The organism is Cylindrospermum stagnale PCC 7417, assembly GCF_000317535.1.
GTDB lineage: Bacteria > Cyanobacteriota > Cyanobacteriia > Cyanobacteriales > Nostocaceae > Cylindrospermum > Cylindrospermum stagnale.
Map to the genome: position 1 here is coordinate 1,201,229 of NC_019757.1, position 23,022 is coordinate 1,224,250.

The following is a 23,022-nucleotide window of genomic DNA, read 5'->3' on the forward strand; positions in this document are numbered from 1 at the left end:
CAATATAGATACATTTAGCAGATGAACGCTTAATTTAAACCATTTTTTGATGATTATAGGACTCACGCAAAATATCTCTCAAACTCTCATTTCTCTGCGTCCTCTGCGCCTGGATCGGTAGCCTGCGGCACGCCGCTCCGCGTCTACGTTACTCCTTAACTCATGCGTAAGTCCTAGATTAATTTCACTTTTTTCAGCAAAATTTATGAAATGCAATTCAACTCATAGTGAAGCGGCAAGACTGGAAGCTCTCCGCGAATATCAGATTCTAGACACGGAACCGGAAGCAGCCTATGACAATCTTGCTCAGTTAGCGGCCTCTATTTGTGGCGCCCCCATAGTATTGGTGAATTTCATTGATGAAAACCGTCAATGGTTTAAGGCCAGACTAGGTTTGGAATTAACAGAAATGCCCCGGAATGTGGGGTTATCTTACCTTTGCTGCGAACGACGCGACGTTGTGGTAGTTCCAGATACGTGGGCTGATGAACAGTTGGCAAATAATCCGGTAGTCAAGGGCTATCCTTATATCCGGTTTTATGCAGGTGTACCCCTGATTACTCCCAAGGGAGATCTGCTAGGAACCCTGTGTGTGATTGACCAAGTCCCACGGCAATTGAGTCTGCAACAAGTAGAGGCAATAGTAGCTCTAAGTCGCTTGGTGCTTGACCAACTAGAACTCAGGCGGAGTGTAGCTGAGGTATCGCGGATTACCGGGGAACTCATAGCGCAAAAGCAAGTAGCACTCGCGGCGTCGGAAGCTGCTAGAAACCAGATATCTAATATTCTTGAAAGTATTACTGATGCCTTTTTTGCTTTAGATCAAGAGTGGCGATTTACCTACGTCAATCGTCAAGCGGAGAGAATCTGGCAGAAATCCCAGGATGAGTTAATTGGTAAGAATATTTGGCAAGTGTTTCCAGCGGCGATTGGCTCAATATCCTATCATGAGTATCAGCGGGCAATTTCCCAACAGGTGAGTGTGGAATTTGAAAATTTTTATCCACAGCTTAACAGGTATTTTCAAGTTCACGCTTATCCGTCACAAGATGGCTTGTCTGTTTATTTCCAAGACATTACCGAACGCAGGCAAACAGCAGCAGCACTGCGGGAAAGTGAGGAACGTTGGCAGTTAGCTTTACATGGTAACAATGATGGTATTTGGGACTGGAACCTGAAGACAAATGAAGTGTTCTTCTCAACTCGCTGGAAGGAAATGCTGGGTTATGAAGACCACGAAATTACTAACAGTATGGATGAATGGAAAGAACGAGTCCATCCTGAAGATGTGACTTGGGTGCTGCAAGCTGTCCAAAATCACTTTGCCAAGACAACACCGTTTTACGTGACTGAACATCGAGTGCAGTGCAAAGACGGCAGCTATAAATGGATTTTAGATCGCGGGCAGGCGCTGTGGGATGAAGCGGGTAATGTTGTGCGAATGGTAGGTTCCCATACAGACATTACCGATCGCAAACGGGCAGAAGCGGAATTACATCTGCAAAATCGGCGATCGCAACTATTCGCCCAAATCAGCCTGAAAATTCGGGAAACTCTAAATTTAGAGGAAATTCTGCAAAACACGGTGACAGAGGTGCAAAACCTGCTGCAAGCTGACCGAGTTTTGATTTTTCGCCTCTGGGCCGATGGTTCGGGCACAGTGGTACAAGAGGCGGTACTGCCTGGTTGGCCTGTAATTCTAGGACGAAACCTTTTCGACCCTTGCTTTCACGAAGATTATGTTGATCAATATCGCCAGGGAAGAGTGAATGCAATTGTAGACATTGAACAGGCTGATATCCAACCCTGCCATCGGGAATTTCTCCAGCAATTTGGAGTCAGGGCTAACCTTGTAGTCCCGATTCTTGTCAGAGAAGGGCTTTGGGGTTTACTGATTGCTCAACAGTGTGCCACCTCCCGCGAGTGGAACAGCTTTGAGTTAGATTTGTTGCAACAATTGGCCAACCAAATTGGCATAGCTCTATCCCAAGCGCAACTGCTGGAACAAGAAACTCGCCAACGTCAGGAACTGGCTCGTTCTAATGCCGATTTGGAACAGTTTGCTTATGTAGCTTCCCACGATTTGCAAGAGCCGTTGCGAATGGTAACGAGTTATTTACAATTGCTAGAGCGAAGGTACAAGAATCAGTTGGATGCCAACGCAGATAACTTTATCGCCTATGCTGTAGACGGGGCCCACCGGATGCAGACCTTGATCCACGACTTGCTAAACTATTCCCGGGTCAGTACTCGTGGACAACCTTTTGCAACAGTTGATTGTACTACTGCCTTGAAGCGGGCGATCGCTAATTTGCAAGTGACCATTGAAGAAAGTGGCGCAGTAATCACCCATGATCCTCTACCCTCCGTGCTGGCTGATGCCACCCAACTCACCCAGGTTTTCCAAAACCTGATCGCCAACGCCATCAAATTCCGTCAGGAACTACCGCCACAAATCCACATTGGCGTAGGCAGAAGCACTGTGGAAGATGGAATTCGGGAGCCGGAAGAAAACTCCTCACTCCTGGCTTCACAAAATGAATGGCTGTTCTGGGTGCGCGATAATGGAATTGGTATAGACCCGCAGTATGCTGAACGCATTTTTGTGCTTTTTCGGCGCCTGCACGGCAGAGGTAAATATCCAGGTACTGGTATTGGTTTGGCAATTTGTAAAAAAATTATCGAACGCCACGGCGGTACTATCTGGGTCGAGTCGGAATCTGGTCAAGGCTCGATTTTCTACTTTACAATTCCAGATAAAACAGGTCAGAAATCGTGAATACAATCACAGCGATGACGCCTATTGAGGTTTTGTTAGTAGAAGACAATCCTGGCGACGCCGAACTTATCCGCATCGCCTTTGAAGAGAGCAAAACCTCGTCGATTAACCTCAACGTAGTCGAAGATGGCGTCGAGGCCATGGCATTTTTGCGAAAACAGGAAAAATATGCTAAAGCACCCCACCCAGATATTCTGCTGCTTGATTTAAATCTACCGAAAAAAGACGGGCGAGAAGTACTGGCAGAGATGAAAGTCGATGTCAAACTCAGGCGAATTCCTGTCGTTGTGCTGACGACTTCCCAAGCCGAAGAAGACATACTCAAAGCCTATAATCTGGCTGCTAATTGCTACATAACTAAACCAGTTGACTTCGATCAGTTCGTTAGAATTGTACAATCCATAGAAAATTTTTGGTTTGCGATCGTCAAGCTGCCACCGGAGTGATGGCAATGGCAGGTGAAATTATCAAAGTCTTGTTAGTAGAAGATAACCCTGGTGATGTCTTTTTATTACAGGAGTTATTAAGGGATGTTACCACATCTGTAGTTGAATTGATGCCAGTTGAGCGGCTTTCTGAGGCGTTCATCTGTTTAGCTAAAGAAAGTTTTGATGTAATTTTGTTAGACCTCTCGCTGCCAGATAGTCAGGGATGGGAGACCTTTGTCAGAACACATCGTCAAGCAAAAGCAACTCCGATCATCGTGCTGACGGGTATAGACGATGAAACTTTGGCAATTCGGGCAATGCAGGAAGGAGGGCAAGATTATTTGGTGAAAGGGCAAGTTACTGGTGACTTGCTGGTGCGTTCCATGCGTTATGCAATTGAGCGCCAACGGGGAGAGGAGGCGTTGCGACAGAGTGAGGAGCGATTTCGGGTCGCCCTCAAAAACTCGCCGATCTTTGTTTATAACCAGGATCGGGAGTTACGCTACACCTGGGTTTATAACCCCTTCTCTGGATTGACGTCTCAGCAGATGTTGGGCAAAAAAGATTTCGATCTCATACCAGTGACAGATGCTCAACGTCTCACCGCGATCAAATCTGATGTGTTGTCTACGGGCATCGGTATTCGTGAGGAAGTGTCGATCACTAACGCCCAAGGAATTCGATATTATGACTTGACAATTGAGCCATTGCGGAATGAGTCCCAAGAAGTCGTCGGCATAACTTGCGCTAGCATTGACATCAGCGATCGCCAAGCTGCACTGCAAGAACGCAAGCTAGCTGAAGAAAAAATCCGCGAACAGGCGGCATTGCTAGATATCGCCACTGATGCCATCTGCGTGCGAGATTTAGACAATAAAATCCTCTTTTGGAACAAGGGGGCAGAAAACCTTTATGGTTGGATGGCTGAAGAAGCTTGGGGGAAAAATGCCACTGAGCTTTTTTACGATGAGGAACCGGCTGCGGAAATGGAAGCGGCGCTGCTGAGTGTGATTAGCAAAGGCAAGTGGCAGGGAGAGTTGACAAAAATCACCAAAGCTAATAAACAAGTCTTGGTGGCAAGCCGCTGGAGTTTAGTGTGTGATGAACAAGGACATCCCAAATCAATTCTGAGTGTTGATACGGATATTACCGAAAAGAAACAGCTAGAAGCCCAATTGTTTCGCACTCAACGCCTGGAAAGTATCGGCACTCTGGCAAGCGGCATCGCTCATGATCTCAACAATATCCTCACACCGATTTTAGCAGGCGCGCAACTATTGCCGCTCAAATTTCCCGATGCTGATGAGCGCACTCGTCATTTGCTGGAGATTCTGGAAGTCAACGCTAGACGCGGATCTGATTTAGTCAAGCAGGTGCTGTCCTTTGCGCGGGGTGTGTCCGGGAAGCGGATCACTTTACAACTCAGACACCTGATTGTGGAAGTTTCCAAGATTCTCAAAGAGACGTTCCCTAAATCCATTGAGATTAGTACTGAAGTACCACAAGAATTGTGGACGGTTTCCGGAGATAGTACCCAACTTCATCAGGTGCTGATGAATCTCTGCGTTAACGCCCGTGATGCTATGCCTCATGGCGGCATTTTAAGCATTTCAGGGAAAAATCTCTTAATTGACGAAAATTATGCGCGGATGAACCTAGAAGCCAAAACTGGCCCCTATATAGTAATTACCGTTTCGGATACAGGAGTGGGTATTCCCGGAGAAATCTTAGATAGAATTTTCGAGCCATTCTTCACGACAAAAGAGGTGGGACAAGGTACGGGGCTGGGGCTTTCTACAATTCTCGGTATTATCAAAAGCCACGGTGGATTTGTGAATGTCTATAGTGAGGTGGGAAGGGGTACCCAGTTTAAGGTGTACTTACCAGCGGTAGAAGGTATGGAAACAGTTAGCCCAGATGAGATGACACCGGAAATAGGACATGGTGAATTGATTTTGGTTGTAGATGATGAACCTGCTATTCAGGATATTACTAAAGCATCTCTGGAAACTTATAACTACAAAGCGTTGATTGCCGGTGACGGCATTGAGGCGATCGCATTATATGCTAAACACATCAAAAATATCAGTGCTGTATTGATGGATATGATGTTACCCGCGCTGGATGGTTTAACCGCAATCCGGACTTTGCAAAAGATTAACCCGGAAGTGAAAATTATTGCCACCAGCGGACTAATGTCAAGTAATAAGCTCTCCGCCGTAGCTGAGACTGGTGTAAGTAAATTTTTGTCTAAGCCCTACACCGTTAATGAATTATTGCTCACTTTACAGAAGGTGATCAGAGAATAGCAGGATTGACCTTTTTTGAATTCAAAAAAGGTCAACTTTCAAAGGAGATATTTTATAAACAAGCTCTAAATAAAACTCATTATTTTTTGGCAATATCCGATATTTTTTAATGTTTTTATGTTCTAATTTTGAGGGCATAGGAATATAAAAAGTATCAAACCCAAACCAAACTTTTACCTTACTGCCCAAAGGAAATCTAAGATTTCCGTTTTTTAATTTAACAGCTTGACCAGGAAAAATTACAAGATTAAAGCCATTTTTTCTGTATCCAGGTAATTTAGGTTTTTGATTTACCGTACCTTTTCTGATACCTTTAAATTGAAGATTGGATAGACAACTTAAAGCTCAAAGATAATATTGAAGGTGGTTTTAACAACCTGAGCCGTTTTTCATCCCCTATCTGAAGCACGAAAAACTGAACTGTGTTCCTGTTTCTCAGGGGCTTTCAAACTTCCCATTAATTCTTGTAATATTCTATATTTGTTGGTTGAGTTCTATCACTTGTATCTGCATGAATCAGAATCCCTGTAGAGGCGATTACAGCTATTTTCAGGTAAAAGAACCACTCTCTGAGAAATTAACCCAGAAAGTAGAGACTTTACATGCAACATCTCTGTGGTCTAAATAAATGAAACCTGCTGTCAGCACTTGAGTTGCCGCCTTGCGGTTTCTACCACAGGCATGGTATCAAAGACGCAGCATGAACGCTACATTGAAAAAGCGTGTTTTTTCTCTGGCCGTAAATCCATATAATGCCTGCTATGAGCATCTCCAAACCCCGAAAAAAATCTCATCAAGAACACCGTGGGCGTGACAATGACTGGCGGTTATTTTTGCGTTTAGTGCCTTATGCTCGACGCAGTAGAAGGCTGCTGGCGCTTTCAATGTGCCTACTGGTGCCCCTCGCTCTAGCTAACGCCGTACAACCGCTGTTGATTGGACAGGCTATCTCTCTAATTCGCCAGGAACCTAGCATCCACGAGTTTCTCAAGAATCGACCCTTATCAGAAGGGTTAAATATCCTTCAAGGATTGTTGGTAGTGGCGATCGCTATCCGACTAGGATTATTAGGTCTTCAGGGTTATCTCGTACAAAAACTAGGGCAAAAAATTACAGCGGAAATTCGTGAGGATTTATTTAAGCATGTCATATCCCTAGCCGTGCGGTTTTTTGACCGGACGCCTGTAGGTAAACTAATTACTCGGCTCACCAGCGATGTGGAAGTTTTGGGAGACGTTTTTTCCACTGGGGCGATCGGCATTGTCTCCGATTTGTTTTTCATGCTGGTGATTATCGGTTTGATGTTTTCGATCCAGTGGCAACTTGCTGGCTTACTGATGTTATTGCTGATACCCATCACCTGGGTAATTATTTACTTTCAGCAGCAATATCGCCAAGCCAACTACAAAGCACGGGAAGAACTTTCAGCACTTAACTCCCAGTTGCAAGAAAATATTATCGGCATGAATATAGTGCAGTTGTTCCGTCGGGAAAAATTCAACGCTGAATTGTTTCGCGCTACGAACAAACGCTACACCAAGGAAGTGGATCAAACCATCATCTATGATTCCGCTGTTTCCGGAACCTTGGAATGGATTAGCTTGATTGCGATCGCTAGTGTTCTAGGCTTAGGTGGTTGGTTACTTTTGGGAAACCAGCTGACATTTGGGATTTTATCGACATTTATTTTGTACGCCCAGCAATTATTCGACCCTTTGCGAAATTTTGCCGAAAAATTTACTGTCCTTCAATCTGGTTTCACCGCCATTGAACGGGTGGGCGATATTTTAGATGAACCGATAGAAATACGCGATCTCCCCAATTCCCAAGCCTCAATTTTGGACTTTAAATTCGGCTATATAGACGAGATAATTGCCAATCTAGAAGCCCAAAACTTTAATAACCATGATGAACTTGGAGAAATCCGCTTTGAACACGTCTGGTTTGCCTACAAAGACAATGATTACGTTATTAAAGACTTAGACTTTACCATTAATCCAGGGGAAAAAATTGCTTTAGTTGGCCCAACAGGCGCGGGTAAAACTTCCATCATCCGGTTGTTGTGTCGTCTCTATGAACCCACCCAAGGACGCATTCTCATCGATGGCTTAGACATTAAAGAGTTACCACAGGCAGAACTGCGGCGCTATCTAGCAGTGATTTTGCAAGAAGGTTTTTTGTTTGCAGGTGATGTCAAAAGCAATATCAGTTTAGGCGACATTTACACCTTTGAAGAAATCCAACAAGCAGCAGAAAATACCAACATTAATGAGTTTATTAACCAACTGCCCCAAGGCTATGATACACAACTTCGAGAACGGGGAACAAATCTTTCTAGTGGTCAAAAGCAACTCTTAGCTTTTGCTCGTGCTGCCATTCGTAATCCCCAAATATTAGTTCTAGATGAAGCCACTGCTAGTCTGGATGTGGGGACAGAAGCTTTAATTCAAAAAGCATTAAACCAGCTTTTAACAAAACGTACCGCGATTATTATTGCTCACCGTTTATCAACAATTCGCAATGTAGACCGAATTTTCGTCCTGAAGCGAGGACAATTAATCGAACAGGGTAGTCATGATCAATTACTTGAACAAGGGGGACTTTATGCCACTTTGCACAATTTGCAAATGTTAGGAATTAAGGGAGAATAAATAATTCAAACTTTGGTTAATATCTTCCCATTTTCCTGTTATAACTCTTGTTAGCGTATTGTTTATAGTCGGTCGGCATTTGCATTTAAACCCGTGTCTAGATTAAAAATTTAGACAGCACCCACCATGATTAGAAGATGCACCATTAAGCATCGGTTAGGCAGTTTCACGGTTTTCAGATAGTTTCTTCCCCAGATATAACATGAAATAATTACCGTCTTTGACGGTGGACTAAGCCAGGATGCCCTACTTTTTTGTGTGAGCTATGCCAAAGGACAAACCCCTGCTAACTACCTTTGATTCAGAAGTGTTGAACCAAATCGGCTCCTATCTTTGCCAAGCAATTATTGCCATTCAACAACAGCAGCCAGAATTATTGGTCAAAAAATATCGGAATGTTCAATGGCAAAGTTCTCCTAATCAATCTGCTTTGACCGCAAAGTTCACACAAGCACTCAGCGAAACTCAAGACTGGGATGCATTAGTACAAAAATTGCAAGTATACTTAAAAGCCTTACTAATTCCCGAATCTTTCAACTCACCTATAGTCAGAGAACTAATAGAAAAAATCCAGCAATTAAATCCGGGGAAAACGGAGTTAAATAGCTCCCAAACCAACATAAATATTCAGCCTAATAACGCTCTATCTTCGCATAAACTTGGCATCACAGTTTTACTTTTAGATGCGGAAAATTTACAAATTAATGCCGACACAGAAAAATTTTTAACAACAGTTTGTACTTGTCCCATTCAAGTTAAAATAGCCTTTGCTAATTGGTCTAATCGGGGTAAGCTAGATGTGGAATTACATGAACGTGGCTATGACTTAATTCATGTGCCGATTGGGAGGGATAATGCAGATGGAAAAATGATCGCTTTTGGTTCTTCAATTCATGAGCGTTATCCAAATGCTCAGGAAGTTTTAGTTTGCTCATCAGACAAGGTGATGACTAATCTGTGTAACCATTTGCAGCAACATGGATTAACAGTCTATCAGGTTAGTCAGCAGGGAGAAAATCTCAGGTTGTTTAATAGCTCTACTGGCAAAACTACCACCCACAGCCTGAAAGCTTTATCGGAACTCCCCTCAATCGAGCAGTTGATTCAGCAACTCAAAACATTAATTAAAGCCGAGCAGCGCTCTACAGGTAATCAGTGGGTGCAACTTTCAAAACTATCACAACTGCTGAAGACAAAATACAAAACAACTATTACTCAAGTTGTGTCTATTCATCTCCCTGGTAAAAAAGCTAGGGATATTTTTATTGATTATCCATCTGAGTTTGTAGTCCACCAAGAACCTCATAAATCTGAACTATATGTAACGCTTTTTGAATTGCCCCAGATAAACAAATCCGATAGCAGTAATTCTGTCAAGCAAAGCGCTGTTAAAGGTCACTCTCAATCTATTATTAACTCTCCAGAAGACTTGGAACAGGCGCTGTTAAAGATTATGAATGCCTTAACCAGCAAGTCAAAAGAAAGTCATATTCGCCTAGAAATTCTAGGTGTTGAAGTTAATAAAAAGTATGGTGAAGGAATTACCAAAATACTTAAACGCTTGCAAATAAGTGGCACTTTTATCAAATTTTTGCAGTCTTGTAGTTCTCTAGAACTGAAGCAAAGAGACAAAGTATGGGAAGTAGCTATCCGCTAAACACCAGATTACCTAGATAGGTATATGATCGGTGTAGTCTGTAAAGAAATGTAAAGGGTACGATGCAAGGTAAAGTCGTTGTGATTGTCGGTGCCACTGGTGGCATTGGTTCAGTTTTAACTCGCCAACTTGCCCCCACAGGTGCGCGGTTGGTATTGACTGCCAGAGATGCAGTGCGTTTAGCTGCATTGGCAGAGGAGTTACCGGGGGAAGTCTTGACGGTGCCCACAGATATCACTGATCCCCAGCAGGTAGATGCATTGATTAAAAGAACTGTTGCTGAGTTTGGTCAAATTGATGTGTTGGTGAATGCCGCTGGTGCTGGTATTCTCAAACCTTATAACAGCTTGGAACCAGCAGATTTAAACAAGATGCTAGATGTCAACTTAAAAGGTAGCTTTTACACTACTCAGGCAGCTGCTGAAGAGATGCAAAAGCGCAAGTCTGGTCATATCTGTAATGTTGTGGGAATTCTGGGTAAGCATTCGATGGCAATGGCAGCAGCTTATTCTGCTTCTAAGTTTGGCGTCGTCGGTTTTAGCAAGTGTATGGCGGAGGAACTCAAACGCTTTGGCGTCAAGTTCACCCTATTTTATTTTGGTGGGGTAGATTCTCCTTTCTGGGACAATGTCAGCTTAAAGGTAGACAGAAAAAAAATGCTCAGTCCCGAAACTGCCGCCAATGCCATTTTCTATGCCTTGACTGCCGAACCACAAGCTGTGCCAATGGAAATTAACATTCAACCTGATAGTCATCTGTTTTTCTAGGTTTAGGGATGTGGTAGTGCAGCTAGGGAATTATTGCTTAGGAAAGAAGTGGAAATCTAGCAATAAAGGCATAATTTACACATATATAAGCTATTATGCTGGATTTCCATAATTTGGGCTATATGTTAAAAATTGATCACGTTCACTTCTATGTAGAAGATGCCAAAGTGTGGCGAGATTGGTTTGTACATCATCTCGGTTTTCAAGTAGTAGCCGATTCCATTCTCCCAACCCTAATTAATCAAGGGGAATCGTTTCACACTTGCACGTTCGTGGTGAAAAACGGTGTTGTCTGCTTTTTGCTGTCTTCACCGCTTTCAGCCACAAGCCCAGTAGCTGAATTTCTGCGTCAGCATCCCCCTGGTGTGGCAGATGTGGCATTTGTTGTTGCAGATGTGAATCATGCGATCGCTTTAGCTCAAGCCCAAGGCGCCACCATCCTCCAACCAGTTCAGGAACACCAGGTGGGTGCTGTATCCCTCAAGTGCTGCAAAATTGCTGCTTGGGGTGGGCTGGCTCATACATTGATTGAAAGATCGACAGTCAGCGATCAGCTGTACTTTACTACTGGCAGTAGTTTTACTGCTATAGATCACGTAGTGCTAAATGTGGCGGCAGGCGATTTAAACCTTGTGGCGGCTTGGTACGAAAACATCCTCGATTTTCAACCCCAACAGACGTTTAAAATTCAAACCGCTCACTCTGCTTTGTACAGCCAAGTCATGGTTTCCCGCAACGGTAGCGTCCAATTACCAATTAATGAGCCAGCTTCGCCAAATTCCCAAATTCAGGAGTTTCTGGAGGTAAATCGGGGCCCGGGAATTCAACATATCGCTTTGCGATCGCCTAACCTTGTGAGTGCGATCGCCCAATTTCGCAACCGTGGTCTATCTTTACTTTCAGTCCCCAAAAGCTACTACTCACAGCTAGAACAGCGTCTAAAACTCGCTCTATCTCCACCAGAAATGGAGGCGATCGCCCAACAGGAAATTTTGGTTGACTGGCAAGAAGATGCTCCCCTAGGGGCCTTACTACTACAAATTTTCACCCAGCCCATTTTTGGACAGCCAACCTTTTTCTTTGAGTTTATCGAACGTCGTTGCCAGGCTTCTGGTTTTGGGGAAGGTAACTTTCGGGCCTTATTTGCAGCCATTGAAAGCGAACAAATCAAACGCGGATTTGTCAATGGTCAGTAGTCTGTTGTTATTTGTCCCCATCTCACCCTGCTAGAAACTGCAACCTATGAGGTTCAATTCAAAACAAGGCTACTTTACTGAGATTTTTTCCTAAAAAACCACATTTTTTGCCGATGCTAAGACTGATTACCGACTTCGACGGCCCAATTATGGATGTTTCCCAACGGTACTATAGTGTTTATCAATTCTGTCTGGAAAAAACCCGATATCCAGACCAACCAGTGCAACAACTTTCAAAAGCCGAGTTTTGGCAGAAGAAGCGATCGCGCGTACCTGAAAAACAAATTGCTTTGCATTCTGGTTTAGACGAAGCACAGTCCCAAGCATTTTCCCAATTACGGCGGCAAATAGTGCATACAGAACCTTACTTCCAGTATGACAGCCTCATCCCTGGTGCATTGGCAGCGCTGTTAAAAATTCAACAAGCTGGCATCGACTTGGCAGTAATGACTATGCGCCGGGTTTGGGAACTCGACTATGCCTTCAAAAAATATGATTTAGGCCAATTTTTCCCGGAAAATCGCTGTTATTGCTTGAGTAACGACTATGTTAAAACCCGCGATATCGAAGATAAACCCTTGCTGATGGCACGGGCATTAGCCGAACTGCCCACCGCTACTGATACCTGGATGGTGGGAGATACAGAAGCCGATATCACCGCCGCGAAAAATCATGGTATTAAGGTGATGGCTGTAGAGAGTGGAATTCGCGATCGCACCCAATTAGAACTTTACCAGCCCGACATCATTATCCAGGATTTGAGTGAGGCTGTAGATTTAATCCTCAAAAATTAGTACTTAAAATAGACGAAAGGCTGATCAAGTTAGCTTTTCGTCTATGCTGAATTTTGAATTTCGCCCCAACCCAAGGTCGGGGCGGCTTTCCCACCCTTTTAGCGCAGAAAGCTGTTAACCAACCACAACAATATAAACGTCAACACTGTAGAAAACTGATTCTCTGTCAGCTTGATGAAAGGCGTTAGTGGCAATAGCCAGCTAGCAATTAGCGCCCCAGCAATTAAGCCAATGATTAAACTTCCCAGCGTAAATAAAACGGCTCGACCAAATTTGCCTTCTTTGCGATTGAGAAAATAAACACTGATTCCCACCCCAAGTACCAAGGCTAACTGCAAAACCTGAGCGCCCGCAGCTGGGTAAAACACACTAATGGCACTCAAACCAAGATACCAGGCTCCTGGTAACAGCACATCTACCGACTTTGGCTGGTCTAATATTCGTTGCAGCCATGCAGGTGTCTGCTCACGAGGGGTGAGACTTTCTTTAGGAGAAGATTGCACTCGCATCTCTGGGAATCGGATGCGCTCAGGTACTTTGATTTTACCTTCTTGGCGCATCCGTAAGCGCTCCATTAAAATCGCATCGTAAGCCGCTTCAATTACTTCTAGACTATTGCCATCACCACCGTGTTGCTCCAACAGGCTATTGCGAGCATCCTGAATTTCATCGAAGCTAGCATCTTCTGATACCCCAAGTTTTTCGTAGGGATTTTGATCGCTCATGGGAGTTTGTTAATTCAGCCTCGGTCAGCGGCAGTCTTTTGTTGAAGAAAAAACAACTTTAAGTTTTGATGTTGATCGAAACTAATGTTTCAACCAAATTTTTATGCTCTACCAGGATAGTAACACGGGTTGGTTTGATTAACTTGTGAATTTTAACTATAGTCACTTTAACATATTGCCAGAACTCCGTGTATCCCCCCATGTCGTTGATTATTTCTGGCTCTACTCTAGAATTTGAACTGGGAATACCTAAACATCATTTTTTTGGAGAAAATTGACTTTTTTGGGTCTTATTTGGCATTTAACCTAGCCCTGAGGGAGTTTTCATCAATTTTGGCTCACAATCACTGATGGTATAAATGTACATATCGATTTAAAATTGAAAAGTTTTAAATCACCAACTTACTGATATCAAAAAGTGTCTGACTTTACCGAATGAAGAAGGCTAAGTTCAGAATATCTCTTTACTGGATATACTGAAGTGCAGAGCTACTTGCTAGAACATAGACGCTCTCTTTGTCCATAATCTTGATTACAGTTTATTTGAATAATCAGGATCATCATGCCTTAGCCTTGTAGATTCTTAATTACTGCCAAAGTGGAAACTGCGTTTCTACGCAATCCTCCTGTTAATCCTATGAATTTTTGTGTAAAGTGATGGTCATGGCTCCCGCCAAGATTCTTGTAGTTGATGACGACCCTGCGGTTCGGAATTTAATCCAACGCTTTTTGATTAAACAGAACTATCAAGTAGAGGCTGCCGAAGACGGTAAAACGGCTCTGACTCAATTTGAGCAATTTAACCCAGATTTGGTGATTCTAGATGTGAATTTACCAGATGTGATCGGCTTTAACCTCTGTCAAGAGATGCAAAGTCGTAATGGTGTTTTTGTGCTGATGCTGACTAGTCGTGCAGACGAAGCTGACAAAATTCGCGGTTTTTCTAAAGGTGCTGATGACTATCTCACCAAGCCATTTGGTCTTGGGGAGTTAGAAGTTAGAGTAGCAGCGATTTTGAGGCGTCAGCGGGTTGTAACTACCGCAGAACAGAAACGTCTGATTTTTGAAAAGCTGATGATCGACCCGGTGCGACGGGAAGTGACACTTAGCAACCAACCAGTTCCCTTAACCGCTCTAGAATTTGACTTATTGCATTTTTTAGCTAGTCATCCAGGTCGAGTTTGGCGGCGAGCAGAACTCATCCAAGAGGTTTGGGACTATGAATATGTGGGCGACCAACGGGTTGTAGATGTACATATTGGTCAAATTCGCAAGAAGATTGAAATCGATGCTAGTCAGCCAGCATTAATTCAGACTGTACGCGGTGTAGGGTACAAATTTGAATGTTCTATTCACCCCCAACAAGACACCAAGTCCTAAGTCAAGAGCCAAGAGTTAAAAAACTCTTGGCTCTTGATTTAAACAAGCAGAATCCTCACGCTGCATCCGTAATCAGGTTAGTTTTGAGAATGACCTAGACAAAAACGAAACGCCTGAGAGGCAAATTCCGAGAGTGCAAGGACCAGATTTTGGGGTATTTGCGTTTTTGTCAACATTTTCTAGCAAAAAATAACTATCCACTGACGCTCCAGCCCACCAATGGAAGGGGTGAAAATCAGAGCGATCGCACAAGACGCCCTTTCTGAGGCTGCATCTGTTAAAAGTGGCTTAGAGAAGACAAGGAAGAAGGGTTTTTAATATCCTGCTTGTTTGTCAACTATATTGCGTAAGGGCTGGCCAGTTTGGTAGCGCGTCAAATTGTCGAGAAAAAGCGCCACCGAACGCTGTTTCACCTTTGGAGAATGACCAGAACAGTGAGGTGTGATCAAGACGTTAGGGACTGACCATAAAGGGCTTTCTGATGCGAGGGGTTCCCCAATCACTGTATCTAATGCTGCGCCTGCAATCCAACCTTCTGTGAGCGCTCTCACTAATGCTGGCTCATCGACTACGGCACCGCGAGCAATATTAATCAGATAGGCATGATTCGGCAGCGATCGCAGTGCGGCTTCATCGATTAAACCCTGAGTTTCTGGAGTCAGTGGTGTAGCAACAACTATATAGTCAGCGAACGGAAGAAGCGATCGCCACTCATCAGCTCCAACAACCTTGTCAAAATTGGGTAACTCTTGAGGATGACGACGACTGCCAAAAACTCTCATCCCGAAGGCTTTGGCGCGAACAGCAATTTCTTGACCAATAGCACCAGCACCAATAATTAACAAAGTGGCATCCGTCAATTCTTGGATAGCCAGCCCTCTTTTCCAGTGGTGTTCAGCCTGGAGAGCGTGTAATTCTGGCAGATATTTGGCATGATTTAGGATGTAGGCGAGGACAAATTCCGCGACCGGAATTGCATGTACTCCCGCCCCATTAGTGAGCGTGAGGTCGCGCTCTAAATAAGTTGGCGTTAGAATGTGATTCACCCCCGCATTCGGTGCATGATGCCAACGCAGCGCCGGGGCTGCTGCTAAGACTTGATGTAGGGTAGTGCTTTTCAGAAGAAACCAACTTAAATAAACTTCAGCATCACTGGCATCATTGTCAAGATTGCCATCACTATCAACCAGTACAACTTTAGTATCAGAAGCTAAATGAGGCTCAATTTCCGCAGCACTCTCGATAGGTAAAATAAGTTTCATTGAGGTTATTTTCCCCTGAACTAGATGCTTTCGTTGTCTCTGGTCAAAGGCTGTTTATTGCCAGCATAAATTTTGGCACTTGCGAGTAATTTTACAAGATAGTGCGAGAAGCATCAAAGCCCGCCAGTTATATCCAGAAGTTTAAAACAATAAAATTTGTATTTATTTACTCAACTGCAATAATTCTTTATTTATGTGGCTGCTTTCACGACTCATCACTCGGTCTAGAACGGTTTCTCTCAGGTCGATAAACTCTTCACTAGCTCTGTCACGAGGACGTGAAAGATTCACAGGGAGGTTGAGCGTAATCCTTCCTTCTTCAATCAGGATTACGCGGTCTGCTAACGCCACCGCTTCTTCTACATCATGGGTAACTAGAAGCGAGGTAAATTGTTGCTCTTGCCATAACTGCTCAATCAACCGTTGCATCTCAATACGGGTTAGAGCATCCAAGGCTCCCAAAGGCTCATCGAGCAATAACAAACGTGGCTGACTGACTAACGCCCTGGCTAGTGCCACCCGTTGGCGCTGTCCTCCAGAAAGTACTGATGGCCACTCTTCTGCTCTGTCCTTGAGTCCAACTTGCTCTAGTGCCCATTCAGCCCTTGCTCGCCAATTATTTTGCAAGCCCAAGCCTACATTCTCAATCACGCGCTTCCATTGGAGCAACCGCGAGTCTTGAAACATCATTCTTACAGAGCCGCTAAGTTTACGCAGGGGTTCTCCATCTAGTAAGACTCCACCAGAAGACGATTTCTCTAATCCCGATACCAGACGCAATAAAGTACTTTTACCACAACCACTACGCCCAACTATCGCCACAAATTCTCCTGGCTGCACTTCTAAATTCACTGAACTTAAAACATTCTTTTGACCAAAAGTTTTGGTCAAATCTAAAATATTTAGATGTGTACCTTTCATTGCAGTTAAAGTCATTAGAAAAATGTCCTATCTGAGAGTAGTTACAATTGAGCAACAGGCGAAATCTAGAATAGATTAAACTTTTACTTTTTGGATTAAAAAGCAATATTCAATCTAAAACTGTGTACTCATGCCTTAATTTAGGGGGTTAATCTAAAATCCTTGCATTGAGTAAATTTGGCATTTATCAGCTTTGATAATTTGGATGCCAAGCCAAACATTTTGCTTCCAAAAGTCTGGCGATGGCATCTGCCAACTTACCCAACAAAGCATAAATAAAAATGCTCAATACCACAACATCGGTTTGCATAAACTCACGGGCATTCATTGCCATATAACCAAGTCCTGAATCTGCGGCGATGGTTTCTGCCACAATCAGCGTTAGCCACATAATTCCCAAAGAAAAACGCACACCAACAAGAATCGAAGACAACGCACCTGGAAAAATGATTTCCCATAAAAGCTGTGCTGGTTTTAATCCATAGACTTTGCCCATCTCAATCAATCCTGGGTCAACGCTGCGAATTCCATGAAATGTATTGAGATAGAGAGGAAAAAATACCCCCAAGGATACCAGAAATAATCTAGCTTGATCGCCAATGCCAAACCACAAAATTACCAGTGGAATTAATGCCAAATTGGGTATAGTGCGGAGCATTTGTACAGAAGTATCCAATAACTTTTCCGCAACGGGAAAAATGCCATTAAGCAATCCCAAGCTAAAACCAATACTACCACCAACTATAAAACCGGAAAGTGCACGTCCAGCACTAATTCCTATATGCTTAAAAAGTTCTCCAGTTGCAGCTAATTTAATCGCTGTGGCAATCACACCACTCGGTGCTGGTAAAATTCTGGTCGAGAGCAAACCAGTTCTAACTGACAACTCCCAAAGCATTACTATGAAAATGGGTACAATCCAAGGAATTAATTTCTGAACTCGCTGGTTTTGTAGCCAGTCCAGCGATATCTTGGGTATCTTGTTTTTTTTCAGGGTAATAGTCATCAAATTTTAGATTTTAGATTCCACTGATAAATTCGAGGGCATCAAATTTTAGATTTTAGATTTGGTCTTTGTGCTTAATCCCAAATTCCTAATCTAAAATTTGCTGTTGTCATGAGGTACTCACAGGAGCTACTTGTAGTTGTTGAGCAAATTTATCGTTGTTGACGAATTCGCTAAAAGAACTCAAGATTTGGGGTGTTAGTTGTGCCGTTTGGTTCTGCAAGGGTAAGCGTGGAAACAGTAATTCGGCAGTACGATAGGCTTCTTCTAGATGGGGGTATCCAGAAAGGACGAAGGTTTCTATGCCTAATTCTTGATATTCCAGCATCCGGGCGGCAACGGTATCAGGATCTCCCACTAGGGCAGTACCAGCGCCACCCCGCACCAAGCCAATTCCTGCCCAGAGGTTGGGGCTAATTTCTAAGGCTTCTCGACTACCACCATGCAGTTGACTCATCCGCCGTTGTCCTTCAGAGTCGGAATCAGCAAAGGCTTGTTGGGATTTGGCGATCGCATTTTCATCGACATACTGAATTAACTCATTGGCTGCATCCCAGGCTGCTGACTCGGTTTCGCGCACAATCACGTGCAGGCGGATACCAAAACGCACTGTTCTGCCTTGTGCTGCTGCTAGTTGACGCACTTCCTTAATCTTTTCGGCTACTAGCTGTGGCGGTTCTCCCCAAGTTAGGTAAACATCAATATGTTTGGCAGCAACTCGTTTAGCAGCAGCAGAAGAACCACCAAACCACAATGGCGGATAAGGACTTTGAACTGGTGGGAATAACAGCTTACCGCCTTTGATGTCTAGGTGGGTTCCTTTAAAATCAACTGTTTCCCCGCTGACAATACCTCGCCAAACTGTCAGGAATTCATCTGTTAAGTCATAACGATCATCATGGCTCAGATGCAAACCATCCCCAGCTAGTTGCACTGGGTCGCCGCCTGTGACTACATTAATTAACAATCGCCCACGAGACATCCGGTCAAATGTCGCCGCCATGCGTGCAGCTACACTTGGGGAAGTAACCCCCGGACGAATTGCTACCAGAAACTTCATGCGTTTGGTGACAGAGATCAGAGAGGCAGCGGTAATCCAGGCATCTTCACAAAAAGGCCCCGTAGGTAGTAATGCGCCTGTGTAACCGAGATTGTCTACAGCTTGGGCAATTTGCTGCAAATAATCAGGAGTGGCAGCACGAAAGCCAATTTTTGTGCCTAAATAACGTCCATCGCTACCAGTGGGAAGAAACCAGAGAATTTGCATGGTGATGACAGTATAAAAATAAACTACTTTAATTAGACTAAGTTACCGTATTTTATAGGCAAAACTTTACTGGATATTACTTAAAATGCAATTCCAGTTAGCGGAATGAAAATCACGTCAACCTGCAACTATGACGATTAACGCAGTTTGAAGCCGAGGTTTTTCAAAGCTTCACTCAAGCGATCGCGTCCCGACAGAGATTCCGCAAAAGCAATCCGCTTGGCAGAATGTTCTGACCAATCCCCAGGAATATTCATATTCTGGGCAGCGTAGAAAGCTTTCATCACTTCGTTATATTGTGCGATCGCTTCATCTTGTGTTGCTAGCTGATAAGTTTCTCGATGCAGCACGGCAGATTGGGGCAACCTAGGCTTAATCGCTGCATTCACCGCTGGATCGGGATAACCTACACAAAGTCCAAACACTCCCACGACATGGGGCGGCAAATTCAGCACTTGGGCTACTTTTTCGGGTTGGTTACGAATGCCCCCAATATATACTGTTCCTAAACCCAGCAATTCAGCAGCAACTACCGCATTTTGAGCGGCTAATGTGGCATCTATCGTTGCCATCAAAAACATTTCTAAAAAGTCTAAACCTTCATGAGGCAGCCCGCTATTTTCAGCAATGTAAGTCAAACGCGCTAAATCTGCTAACCAAACCAGAAATAAAGGCGCTTGGCGAATATGTGCTTGATTTCCCGCTAATTTTGCTAATTCTTCTTTGCGGTTTTCATCTTCTACTGCAACAACACTCCATGTCTGGAGATTAGAGGAAGTCGAAGCTGATTGAGCCGCTGCAACTAAGGTTTCTAATGTTCCTGCTGGCAGTGATTGAGAAAGGTAAGCGCGAATCGAACGGTGAGAGAGTAATGTGGTTAGGCTGTCTTTATTGTCAATATCTTCTATTATATTGACAGCGTTATCACCATAACGAAAACGTAAAAGTTCAGTAAATTTGGTCATAATTAGTACTACTTGATTACTAAACTTTTGATAATAGCATTACCTAAGTTTATCTTAATCTACGGCAATACTATCGGTTTTATGTAGTTTGCTCATCACTTTGGATGTTTGCACAAAAATCCGGAAAAAGCAAGCCTAATTTGAGGCATTTTACACAACGTTACTTGGCAATTTATTGTCTAACAATACTTGCTTTTTTCTGGGAACTGTGAAAAACTGTGTTTTATCTAAAACTACGGCAAATCAATCAAGTTGCCGTAGTTTAGCGATAAATCCTCATTCTTTAAGAAACCGTCGGCCATTTGCTGCCAAGCCAAAAGTGCCGTATTGATGGAGTGAAGAATTGACGCTGAAGACTTTATTGATGGGGAAAGAGTTGATGCTAAAAACGTTGACAACTGATTTTGAACTAAATTTAGAAGCGGATGTGCTGGTGATTGGTGGTGGGCCAGCAGGCACTTGGGCGGCATGGAGTGCAGCTGCTCATGGTGCTAAAGTTGTACTTGTGGATAAAGGATATTGCGGGACTACAGGATGTGCGGCTGCGTCTGGTAATGGTGTTTGGTATGTACCACCTGATGCGGATGCAAGGGAAACCGCGATCGCCAGTCGGGAATCATTAGGTGGATTTTTAGCAAACCGCAGTTGGATGAATCGCGTGCTCGATCAGACTTATGCCAACGTTAACCTGTTATCAGAGTGGGGTTATCCCTTTCCCACTGACGACGAAGGTAAACCCTATCGGCGATCGCTTCAAGGTCCAGAATATATGCGGCTGATGCGGAAGCAAATCAAACGAGTAGGAGTAAAAATATTAGACCACAGCCCCGCACTACAACTGCTGGTAGATGAAGAAGGTATTGTCAGTGGTGCGACGGGGGTGAATCGGCAGACCGGTGCAACATGGAAAGTGCGATCGCATTCTACAATTATTGCCACCGGTGGTTGTGCCTTCTTGAGTAAAGCTTTAGGATGCAACGTTCTGACAGGGGATGGTTACTTAATGGCGGCGGAAGCAGGTGCCGAGATGTCAGGAATGGAGTTTTCCAATGCTTACGGCATCTCTCCCGCCTTTTCTTCAGTTACCAAAACCCTGTTCTACAAATGGGCAACCTTTACCTACGAAGACGGCACCCCGATTCCGGGAGCAGGTTCGCAAAAAGGGCGTTCAGTTATTGCCCAAACATTGCTCTCCCAACCGGTTTACGCGATTATAGACAAAGCAGCGCCCCAGATGCGGGCATCTATGCGTTTAGCACAGCCCAACTTCTTTTTACCCTTTGACCGTGCAGGCATCGATCCCTTTACCCAACGCTTCCCTGTTACCCTGCGCTTAGAGGGAACAGTCCGCGGAACTGGTGGGATGAGAATTGTTGATCAAACCTGTGCCTCTTCTGTACCAGGACTCTATGCCGCAGGAGATGCAGCCACACGAGAACTGATTTGTGGCGGGTTTACAGGTGGTGGTAGTCATAATGCCGCTTGGGCGATTTCCTCAGGTTATTGGTCAGGGGAATCTGCGGCTAAATATGCTCAAAATCTAGGAAATCAAGCAAATCAACGCCGTGTTAAAGGTGTTGGGGTAGCAGGATTAAGTACTCAAAAAGAACGTCCCCAGACTTTAGCAACTGATGAAATTATTCAAGCAGTACAAGCTGAAGTATTTCCTTACGATCGCAACTTATTCCGTACAAATCAAGGTTTATCCGATTCTCTGGTTCGGCTAAATCACCTCTGGCAAGAAATTCGCGATCGTCTTGTTGAAAATAACCAACTTGTTCGGGCGCGAGAAGCCGCCTCAATGGTAGCCACAGCCCGCTGGATGTACAGCAGTGCCCTTGAACGCAAAGAAACTCGTGGTATGCATAGACATCTAGACTATCCAGAACAGGATGCTAATCAGCAACATCACTTGATAAGTGGTGGTCTAGATGAAGTTTGGGTGAAAGCTCAACCTTTAAATAATGTAGAAAAATTACCATCGAAAATAGGAGCAGTAGTGTGATCGAGTTGGTAAGCGAGTCGCGGTGCATCAAGTGTAATATCTGTGTCAGCGTTTGCCCGACAAATGTATTTGATAGTGTACCTAATGCACCGCCAACAATTGCCAGACAGAGTGATTGCCAAACTTGTTTTATGTGCGAATTGTATTGCCCAGTTGATGCCTTGTTTGTAGCACCAGAAACCGATGTGCTGACTTCAGTCAGTGAGGCAGAATTAGCCAAAACAGGACTACTTGGCAGTTACCGCGAAAATATCGGTTGGGGAAGTAAGCGGAAATCCACAGCGAAGAATGATCAAACATTCCAAATTCTCAAACAGATGAAGTGAATTTGACCTTTTTTGAATTAAAAATGCTCTCATAGAGCCGACCGCACCTCCGCGTTAGCGCAGCTCCTCTGAAAGAGGCACAAAATTCTGTTAGTTTTTAATTCCCCGTTCGCCTTTGGCGTTCCGTAGGGAAGGGGTTGACCTGAAATTAGTAATTGAGGCAATCTAAGTTTAGATATAGCCTCAATTTTTAATCAGCTTTGAAGACAATTTATTTTTATTTATACTATTTTAGTTTCAATCTAATACAAATATCTTAATTTAGATGTATGTCTAATAGTCTCTGATCTGTGCCATTTAGTAAAAGGGTATTATCAGTCAATCAAGATCACTACTTTCCTTGATTGCAAAAACTGAATATATAGGCTGCCAAAAATACCTAATATATATTTTTAATTACTTATTTACTACCGCCAAGCATTGGTATAAAAAATAAGCTAAATGAGATTATTTAACAGCATAATTAACAATTAGTAGGTGTGTCAAAGCATCAATTAAGTGATCGCTTCCATTGGTATAATCTCGCAACCAGACAAAATCTGCCCAGTGATGGCAAAATCTACCAATGAAGCCATCAAAGTTCT

At 43.7% G+C, this 23,022-nt stretch carries 17 protein-coding genes; 11 read left to right on the forward strand and 6 right to left on the reverse strand.

Annotated elements, in window-relative coordinates:
- Positions 1-205 precede the first annotated feature (205 nt).
- The 8 genes from CYLST_RS04975 (at position 206) to CYLST_RS05010 (ending at position 12,581) form a co-directional block, all read left to right on the forward strand.
- Positions 206-2,779 carry a GAF domain-containing protein gene (locus CYLST_RS04975; RefSeq protein WP_015206615.1) on the forward strand — a complete coding sequence of 858 codons (2,574 nt, stop codon included), beginning with the start codon at positions 206-208 and terminating at the stop codon, positions 2,777-2,779.
- Positions 2,776-3,225: a response regulator gene (locus CYLST_RS04980; protein ID WP_015206616.1), complete on the forward strand. Its 450-nt coding sequence runs from the start codon at positions 2,776-2,778 to the stop codon at positions 3,223-3,225. The genes CYLST_RS04975 and CYLST_RS04980 overlap by 4 nt, the downstream gene beginning before the upstream one ends.
- A 5-nt stretch (positions 3,226-3,230) precedes the next feature.
- On the forward strand, positions 3,231-5,516 hold the full coding sequence (locus CYLST_RS04985; protein WP_015206617.1) for a hybrid sensor histidine kinase/response regulator: 2,286 nt from the start codon (positions 3,231-3,233) through the stop codon (positions 5,514-5,516).
- A gap of 761 nt (positions 5,517-6,277) precedes the next feature.
- On the forward strand, positions 6,278-8,167 hold the full coding sequence (locus tag CYLST_RS04990) for an ABC transporter ATP-binding protein (RefSeq protein ID WP_041233439.1): 1,890 nt from the start codon (positions 6,278-6,280) through the stop codon (positions 8,165-8,167).
- 265 nt (positions 8,168-8,432) lie between these two features.
- Positions 8,433-9,824, forward strand: coding sequence for an NYN domain-containing protein (locus CYLST_RS04995; RefSeq protein WP_015206619.1), 1,392 nt, complete (start codon positions 8,433-8,435; stop codon positions 9,822-9,824).
- A gap of 62 nt (positions 9,825-9,886) precedes the next feature.
- Entirely contained in the window at positions 9,887-10,591 is a 705-nt protein-coding gene (locus tag CYLST_RS05000) for an SDR family oxidoreductase (RefSeq protein WP_015206620.1), read from the forward strand.
- A gap of 122 nt (positions 10,592-10,713) precedes the next feature.
- Positions 10,714-11,787, forward strand: a complete 1,074-nt coding sequence (gene hppD / locus CYLST_RS05005) for a 4-hydroxyphenylpyruvate dioxygenase (protein WP_041233440.1) — start codon at positions 10,714-10,716, stop codon at positions 11,785-11,787.
- Between the two features lie 113 nt (positions 11,788-11,900).
- Positions 11,901-12,581, forward strand: a complete 681-nt coding sequence (locus CYLST_RS05010; RefSeq protein ID WP_015206622.1) for an HAD family hydrolase — start codon at positions 11,901-11,903, stop codon at positions 12,579-12,581.
- A 98-nt stretch (positions 12,582-12,679) separates the two neighbouring features.
- Here CYLST_RS05010 and CYLST_RS05015 read toward each other — a convergent pair whose 3' ends face one another.
- Complete coding sequence (locus tag CYLST_RS05015; protein WP_015206623.1) at positions 12,680-13,306, reverse strand: CPP1-like family protein; 627 nt, start codon at positions 13,304-13,306, stop codon at positions 12,680-12,682.
- Positions 13,307-13,969: 663 nt separating this feature from the next.
- On the opposite strand from CYLST_RS05015, the gene CYLST_RS05020 reads away from it, so the two are divergent.
- Positions 13,970-14,686 (forward strand): response regulator transcription factor, encoded by a 717-nt coding sequence (locus CYLST_RS05020; RefSeq protein ID WP_015206624.1) that lies wholly within the window; start codon positions 13,970-13,972, stop codon positions 14,684-14,686.
- Between the two features lie 314 nt (positions 14,687-15,000).
- On the opposite strand, the gene CYLST_RS05025 is transcribed toward CYLST_RS05020, so the two are convergent.
- From CYLST_RS05025 to CYLST_RS05045, 5 genes are all read right to left on the reverse strand, one after another.
- Positions 15,001-15,948, reverse strand: a complete 948-nt coding sequence (locus CYLST_RS05025) for a D-2-hydroxyacid dehydrogenase (RefSeq protein WP_015206625.1) — start codon at positions 15,946-15,948, stop codon at positions 15,001-15,003.
- 162 nt (positions 15,949-16,110) lie between these two features.
- On the reverse strand, positions 16,111-16,884 hold the full coding sequence (locus tag CYLST_RS05030) for an ATP-binding cassette domain-containing protein (protein ID WP_015206626.1): 774 nt from the start codon (positions 16,882-16,884) through the stop codon (positions 16,111-16,113).
- A 172-nt stretch (positions 16,885-17,056) separates the two neighbouring features.
- Positions 17,057-17,875 (reverse strand): ABC transporter permease subunit, encoded by an 819-nt coding sequence (locus tag CYLST_RS05035; RefSeq protein ID WP_015206627.1) that lies wholly within the window; start codon positions 17,873-17,875, stop codon positions 17,057-17,059.
- Positions 17,876-17,984: 109 nt separating this feature from the next.
- Positions 17,985-19,142 (reverse strand): FMNH2-dependent alkanesulfonate monooxygenase, encoded by a 1,158-nt coding sequence (gene ssuD, locus CYLST_RS05040; protein WP_015206628.1) that lies wholly within the window; start codon positions 19,140-19,142, stop codon positions 17,985-17,987.
- Between the two features lie 137 nt (positions 19,143-19,279).
- Positions 19,280-20,107 (reverse strand): NADPH-dependent oxidoreductase, encoded by an 828-nt coding sequence (locus tag CYLST_RS05045; protein WP_015206629.1) that lies wholly within the window; start codon positions 20,105-20,107, stop codon positions 19,280-19,282.
- Between the two features lie 379 nt (positions 20,108-20,486).
- Between CYLST_RS05045 and CYLST_RS05050 the strand changes: the two genes are divergently transcribed.
- Positions 20,487-22,112 (forward strand): FAD-dependent oxidoreductase, encoded by a 1,626-nt coding sequence (locus tag CYLST_RS05050; RefSeq protein WP_085960752.1) that lies wholly within the window; start codon positions 20,487-20,489, stop codon positions 22,110-22,112.
- On the forward strand, positions 22,109-22,438 hold the full coding sequence (locus tag CYLST_RS05055) for a 4Fe-4S dicluster domain-containing protein (protein ID WP_015206631.1): 330 nt from the start codon (positions 22,109-22,111) through the stop codon (positions 22,436-22,438). Before CYLST_RS05050 ends, CYLST_RS05055 begins: the two co-directional genes overlap by 4 nt.
- The last annotated feature ends 584 nt before the right edge of the window (positions 22,439-23,022 follow it).

Coding starts and splice junctions, on each gene's coding strand:
- CYLST_RS04975 (WP_015206615.1), top strand. CDS start 206: ATGAAATGCAATTCAACTCATAGTGAAGCGGCAAGACTGGAAGCTCTC.
- CYLST_RS04985 (WP_015206617.1), top strand. CDS start 3,231: ATGGCAGGTGAAATTATCAAAGTCTTGTTAGTAGAAGATAACCCTGGT.
- CYLST_RS04990 (WP_041233439.1), top strand. CDS start 6,278: ATGAGCATCTCCAAACCCCGAAAAAAATCTCATCAAGAACACCGTGGG.
- CYLST_RS04995 (WP_015206619.1), top strand. CDS start 8,433: ATGCCAAAGGACAAACCCCTGCTAACTACCTTTGATTCAGAAGTGTTG.
- CYLST_RS05000 (WP_015206620.1), top strand. CDS start 9,887: ATGCAAGGTAAAGTCGTTGTGATTGTCGGTGCCACTGGTGGCATTGGT.
- hppD (WP_041233440.1), top strand. CDS start 10,714: ATGTTAAAAATTGATCACGTTCACTTCTATGTAGAAGATGCCAAAGTG.
- CYLST_RS05010 (WP_015206622.1), top strand. CDS start 11,901: ATGCTAAGACTGATTACCGACTTCGACGGCCCAATTATGGATGTTTCC.
- CYLST_RS05015 (WP_015206623.1), bottom strand. CDS start 13,306: ATGAGCGATCAAAATCCCTACGAAAAACTTGGGGTATCAGAAGATGCT.
- CYLST_RS05020 (WP_015206624.1), top strand. CDS start 13,970: ATGGCTCCCGCCAAGATTCTTGTAGTTGATGACGACCCTGCGGTTCGG.
- CYLST_RS05025 (WP_015206625.1), bottom strand. CDS start 15,948: ATGAAACTTATTTTACCTATCGAGAGTGCTGCGGAAATTGAGCCTCAT.
- CYLST_RS05030 (WP_015206626.1), bottom strand. CDS start 16,884: ATGACTTTAACTGCAATGAAAGGTACACATCTAAATATTTTAGATTTG.
- CYLST_RS05035 (WP_015206627.1), bottom strand. CDS start 17,875: ATGACTATTACCCTGAAAAAAAACAAGATACCCAAGATATCGCTGGAC.
- ssuD (WP_015206628.1), bottom strand. CDS start 19,142: ATGCAAATTCTCTGGTTTCTTCCCACTGGTAGCGATGGACGTTATTTA.
- CYLST_RS05045 (WP_015206629.1), bottom strand. CDS start 20,107: ATGACCAAATTTACTGAACTTTTACGTTTTCGTTATGGTGATAACGCT.
- CYLST_RS05050 (WP_085960752.1), top strand. CDS start 20,487: ATGCTAAAAACGTTGACAACTGATTTTGAACTAAATTTAGAAGCGGAT.